Source organism: Acidimicrobiales bacterium (genome assembly GCA_035533095.1).
Classification (GTDB): Bacteria; Actinomycetota; Acidimicrobiia; order Acidimicrobiales; family Palsa-688; genus DATLUM01.
On record DATLUM010000074.1, the window covers coordinates 1 to 4987 of the forward strand.

Below are 4987 nucleotides of genomic sequence, written 5' to 3' on the forward strand. Positions count from 1 at the left end.
TCACGGTGCCGCCGCTACCGCCTCGTGTAGAGCGGGGGCGAACTGGGCGAGTAGCGAGGCGGGGCCGCTGAGGTCGGCGCCGTCGGGTCCGTTGAGGTAGCCGGCGCCGGATCCGGGGACGCCCCGGTGGCCGTACTGCCACACGACCTGACTGGTGCGCGGGTCGACGACGATGACCCGATCGTTGTGGTCGTCGGTCGCCAGGACGTCGCCGTTAGGCAGCGGGAGGGCAAGCGACGGGTGGTTCAGCTCGGCGGCACCGGTCGGGCGGTAGCGCCACAGGGTGCGGCCGGACCGGTCGAACATGACGATCTGCCCCGGCGTGGAGTAGTCCACCGTCAGGTAGGTGCCCGGGGTCACCTCGTTGGTGTCGGACGGGTAGGCGACCTGGGGCGGGTGAACCGACCACAAGATGGACCCGCCGAGCGTCATCTCGTCGACCCAGTCGCCGTTGATCTCGGTGACGAGCAGGTTGGCGTCGCGAAGCGGGAACGCGCCGTTCGGCGACCCGAACGAGATCGGCGGATTGTGCCGGCAGACCCCGGTTGTGCCATAGATGTGCGCCGGGACGTGGGTTCCGGCCGCGATGCGCAGGATCCGGCAGTTCTTGATGTCGGCGGTCAGGATGCTGCCGTCGGGCAACAACAGCGCGTCGTCTGGGTTATCAAGCCGGTTCGGACCGGAACCGGGCACGCCCGGCTGGCCGTAGCGGTAGGTGATCGTCCGGCTCGCGACGTCGATCAAGGAGACCGCAAAGTCTTCCTCTTGGGTCGCAATGATCGTCTTGCCGTCGGCGGAGAAGAACGTGTCGTCGGGCACCTTGAAAGTCTGGCCGGCGGGAAGGTCGCCGGGCCGCGGGAACTGCCAGATCACCTGCCCGGTCGGCTCGATCAGCACCGCCCGGTTGTTGCCCTCGTCGGCGACCAAGATCGGGCCGGGCAACACCGAGGGATCCGAACCGGGCGCGAGGTAGCCGGGTCCCGACGGCACGGCTGCAGCGCTCGGGGCCGACGCTCGTCTGGGCGGCACCGAGGGATCCGAACCGGGTGCGAGGTAGCCCAGTCCCAACGGCACGGCCGCAGCGCTCGGGGCCAACGTTCGTCGGGGCGGCGCCGAGGGCGTCCCGGCCGACGGCGACGAGATGAGCGTCGGGAAGGCGCTGGAACTGTTGGTGGCCGCCGCGCCCTGATGTGGCGTACCGCCGTGGCATGCGGTCACGACGGACGCGGCAGCGACGATCGAGACGGTGACGCGAGCGCGCCGAGTCGCCCGCAGGCGGGGAGAAGACGGCATGGTGACCATCGTGTCGGCGCCGGGGTCCTGGTCTCTGGTCCGACCGACCCGCATCGCAAGGACCAAGGTCCCGCAGACCGACGATTTCCTGGCATGACGGCGGTCGTGCGGGTTCGCGCCAGGAACGGCGTGGCTCCTCGGCTCGGATCCGCTACCCAACAGGTGCCGGATCCGGCGGCCAGGTCCCAGGCAGGTCACAGCCCGCCCGATTGGGGCGTGCCCACGACTCGTTCCCCCACTGGTCGACCGATCTGATGACCGGAACGAGACCCGGTTGGCGTGAGCCAAACCGTCAGGCACCGCGCTCGGCCCGGTATTCGAAGCCTTGTGCCGACCGAGGGCCTCACGCGGTCGCGTGTCGGAAAGCAGGGTGTGCCGGCGGCGGGCCTGGGACTTTGTGCCCTTTGCGCGTTGGCCGCCGACGCCCATCCTTGCGGCCATGATCAGCGTGAAGGACCACACTCCCGACGGTGTCCTTGTCGTCGCTGCGGCGGTGACCGCGGTGGCGACGTACGCACTGGTCGTTTTGGGTAGCACCGTGCGCGTGACCGACTCCGGGATGGGCTGCCCGGATTGGCCGCTGTGCAACGGCCGGGTCGGGCCGGCGGGCGGCTCCCACGCGCTTTGGGAACAGTCGCACCGGTATGTGGTCGTGTTGGTTACGGTGCTGGTTCTCGCGACGGCAGCCCTGGCCTGGCGCCGCCGGGTGCGGCAGCCACAGGTGGCTCGGTTGCTCGCGGTGGCTGTCGCAACGCTGATCGCCCAGGCGGTGCTCGGCGCGATCACGGTGTGGACGCACAACGCCCCGGTGACGGTCGGGTTGCATCTCGCCTTCGGGATGATCCTCCTCGCCCTCGTCGTCGCCGCGGCGGTCCGCTCAGCGTCGCCGCACCGCGTGACAGTGGTGGCGTGGCGCGACCGGCTGAGCTGGATAGCGATCGTCACGGTGTTCGCGGTGGTGGTCTCCGGGGCGGTTGTGACCAACGCGGATGCGGACACCGCATGTCCATCCTGGCCGCTTTGCAGCGGTCACGCGGCACGTCATCTGGTGGCCCTGCAGCTGGTTCACCGCGGAATCGTGGCCGTCGCGGTGGTGGTCCTTGCCGCCCTCAGCCTCCGCTGGTGGCGCCGTCGAGCGGATCGGGCGGACCGCTGGCTAGGTGTCGCGCTGCTGATCGTGCTGGGCGCTCAAGTGGCCGCCGGCGCCATGGTCGCGACGGGTGGCGCCACGGCGGCTGCCCAGGATCTGCACTTGGCGCTGGGGGCAGCGGTCTGGTGCGTGGTGGTCACGATGGCGGCTCGCGGTCGCGGCGTCGCGACCGGCGTCGACGCGTCGCCCCCGTCGCGGGCGCTGGCCGTGGCCGAGTAGGGGCGGTCGACCGGCTCAGATCCCGGGTGCCTACCGGGCGCGGAGGGCTGCGCAGGTCGTCCTGTCGGGAGGGTCGCGGGGCTGTTCGCCGGTGAGGTATCAGACGACGTCGTCGGCCGAGTAGTTGTCGCCGTCGAATACGGGCGTCCGGAGGAAGTCGAGGTCTTGGCCGAGCGTGACGAGTCCAGGGCCCGAGATAACCGTCGGGCCGGATCTGGGCGAGACCGACGGAGTGCGTCTACCACGAGGGACCCCGGCGCGGCGTCGAGAACCTCGAGCTCGCGACCCTGAGCTGAGCCCACTGGTCACGAGACCCGCCTGCGCGGCAGCATCGGACACGTTCCCCCAATCAAGTACAAGAAGATGAACCGACGCATCTTCGTCGCATGAGATTCCAGGATTCTGACTCGGCCTGGCACTGAACCTTTTCCAGGAAGGCCCGAACTCAGCGCTATCGAGGTAACCCATCCGTAGTGCAGGTCAAGGAGTCAACTCAACGCTGGGTAGTCCCCAATGGATCCGTGAGGGTGGCGTTGTGGGCTTGGTTGCCGGTGAGGTATCGGACGACGTCACCGGCGGTGTAGTCGTCGTGGTCGAATGGCAAGGCTCGGAGAAAGCTGAGGTCCTGGCCGAGGGTGACGAGTGCGGGCTCGAGGTAGCCGTCGGGATGGGATTGGGCCAGACCGACGGTCGCGGTGAGCCCGTTGCACAGGCAGCGGCGGCCGACGGTCTCCTCGCGGGCACCACCCTTGGCGACGTAAGCGTCGACCGGTTCTGACGGACACCGGTAGCCGACCTTTCCTTGGGGTGTGAGGTAAGGGGTGCGCAGGTAACCGAGATCGCAGATGCGTTGCCGCGCCGAATAGACCATTTCGGTGGCGATGGTGCCGGCCAGCTCGGCGACCTTGAACGGGAAGCCGGTCGGTGAGGCAGCTGGGTCGTTGCGGACGACCAGTTGCCCGGCGCGAGCTTCGGCAAGGGCGGCCTGTCGCACCTGCGGGGCGATGCCCGAGTCGCGACACAGCGCGAACACGGAACCGACTTGGACGCCAACGGCACCGGCGGCTTGCGCGGCGCACAGCTGGTCGGGGCCGGCGTGGCCACCGGCGAGCCAGAACGGCAACCCCAGCTGCCGTAACTTCGCCAGGTCGGGCTCGTCGCGCGGGCCATAGACAGGTTGACCGGTTTCGTCGAGCTGTGACGGGCCGCGTGGCCTCGCGCTGTGACCACCGGCGACGGGCGTCTCGATGACGAGGCCGTCGGGGCGGGTTAGTTCGTCGCGGGCCAGGTAGGCGGCTAACACGTGGGAGGAGACGATCGCGAGGAAGCGCGGCCTGCGCAGGATCGGTGCGACGCCGAACACCTCCCGCGGATCGAGTCGCACGGAGAAGGCCGCACCGGCCGGCGCACCGTCGACGTTGACACCGATCTCGCCGGGTCGCCCCGCGGCGAACGATCCGAGCAGCTGCGGGATTCCCGCTGGCACGCCGGCGCCCATCAACACGTAGTCGACGCCGGCCAGCATCGCTCCGTAGACGGCGGCTGGGGTGGCGAGCTGGATCTTCTCCAGGTAGTTGACGCCGACCCACCCGTCATGGCCGCGCTTGGCCAAGAAGACCTCAGCGAAGTTCGCCGCGACCAGGAGTTCGTCGCGGGTCCGGTTGGGGCGTAGACCCAGCCGTGGTACGGGCCGAAACGACTGCCCGGCCCCCGATCCGTCGACCCGGTAGTAGCGCCCGATGATGCGCTCGGCGACGTCGGGGAAAGGAAAGGCACCCAACGCCTCACGCAGGTGACCGCCGCGGTCGCCGGTCTGAAGCCGGCGCGCGAGCACCGCGTCCAGCGCGGTGCCGGACACCACGCCGAGCCCGCCGGCCCTGGCGACGGCCCCGGCCAGCCGCCAGTCGGACACCCCCACACCCATGCCGCCTTGGATGATCGCCGGGTCGGCTGTCATCCGCGACCACGCAACAGCTGGTGCCAGTAGAACCACGGCAGGCCGTATCTCTTGAGCAGCCACATGTCGTAACGCTCTTCGGTGGTGTCGATGAGCGGGAACGAGGGCCGGTGCGCGAGCGTGTAGTCGAACTCGGCCAGCAACATTTTGTTGCGCGCGGTAGTGAATGGGCACGCGGCGTACCCGTCGTAGGCTGCCGGCAGCGGCTGCCCCTGCAGCGATGCGATCAGGTTCGCGACAACGACGGGAGCTTGCCGCCGGATCGCCGCACCTGTCTTGGAGTTCGGGGTGTTGCCTGCGTCGCCGAGTGCGAAAACCGCGGGGTGACGCACATGCTGAAGAGTGTGCTTGTCGATCTCGACATAGCC

General features: G+C 69.3%; 4 protein-coding genes. 1 reads left to right on the forward strand and 3 read right to left on the reverse strand.

All coding sequences use genetic code 11. The annotated features are described in order from the left end of the window. On the reverse strand, positions 1–1347 hold the full coding sequence (locus VNF71_09660) for a PQQ-binding-like beta-propeller repeat protein (protein ID HVA74816.1): 1347 nt from the start codon (positions 1345–1347) through the stop codon (positions 1–3). Between the two features lie 385 nt (positions 1348–1732). On the opposite strand from VNF71_09660, the gene VNF71_09665 reads away from it, so the two are divergent. Beyond that, positions 1733–2662, forward strand: coding sequence for a COX15/CtaA family protein (locus VNF71_09665; protein ID HVA74817.1), 930 nt, complete (start codon positions 1733–1735; stop codon positions 2660–2662). A gap of 493 nt (positions 2663–3155) precedes the next feature. Here VNF71_09665 and VNF71_09670 read toward each other — a convergent pair whose 3' ends face one another. Both VNF71_09670 and VNF71_09675 read right to left on the reverse strand, forming a co-directional pair. Then, positions 3156–4619 carry a hypothetical protein gene (locus tag VNF71_09670; protein HVA74818.1) on the reverse strand — a complete coding sequence of 488 codons (1464 nt, stop codon included), beginning with the start codon at positions 4617–4619 and terminating at the stop codon, positions 3156–3158. Next, positions 4616–4987, reverse strand: a 372-nt coding sequence (locus VNF71_09675; protein ID HVA74819.1) for a pyridine nucleotide-disulfide oxidoreductase, incomplete at its 5' end; no start/stop codon positions are given. The genes VNF71_09670 and VNF71_09675, both read right to left, overlap by 4 nt.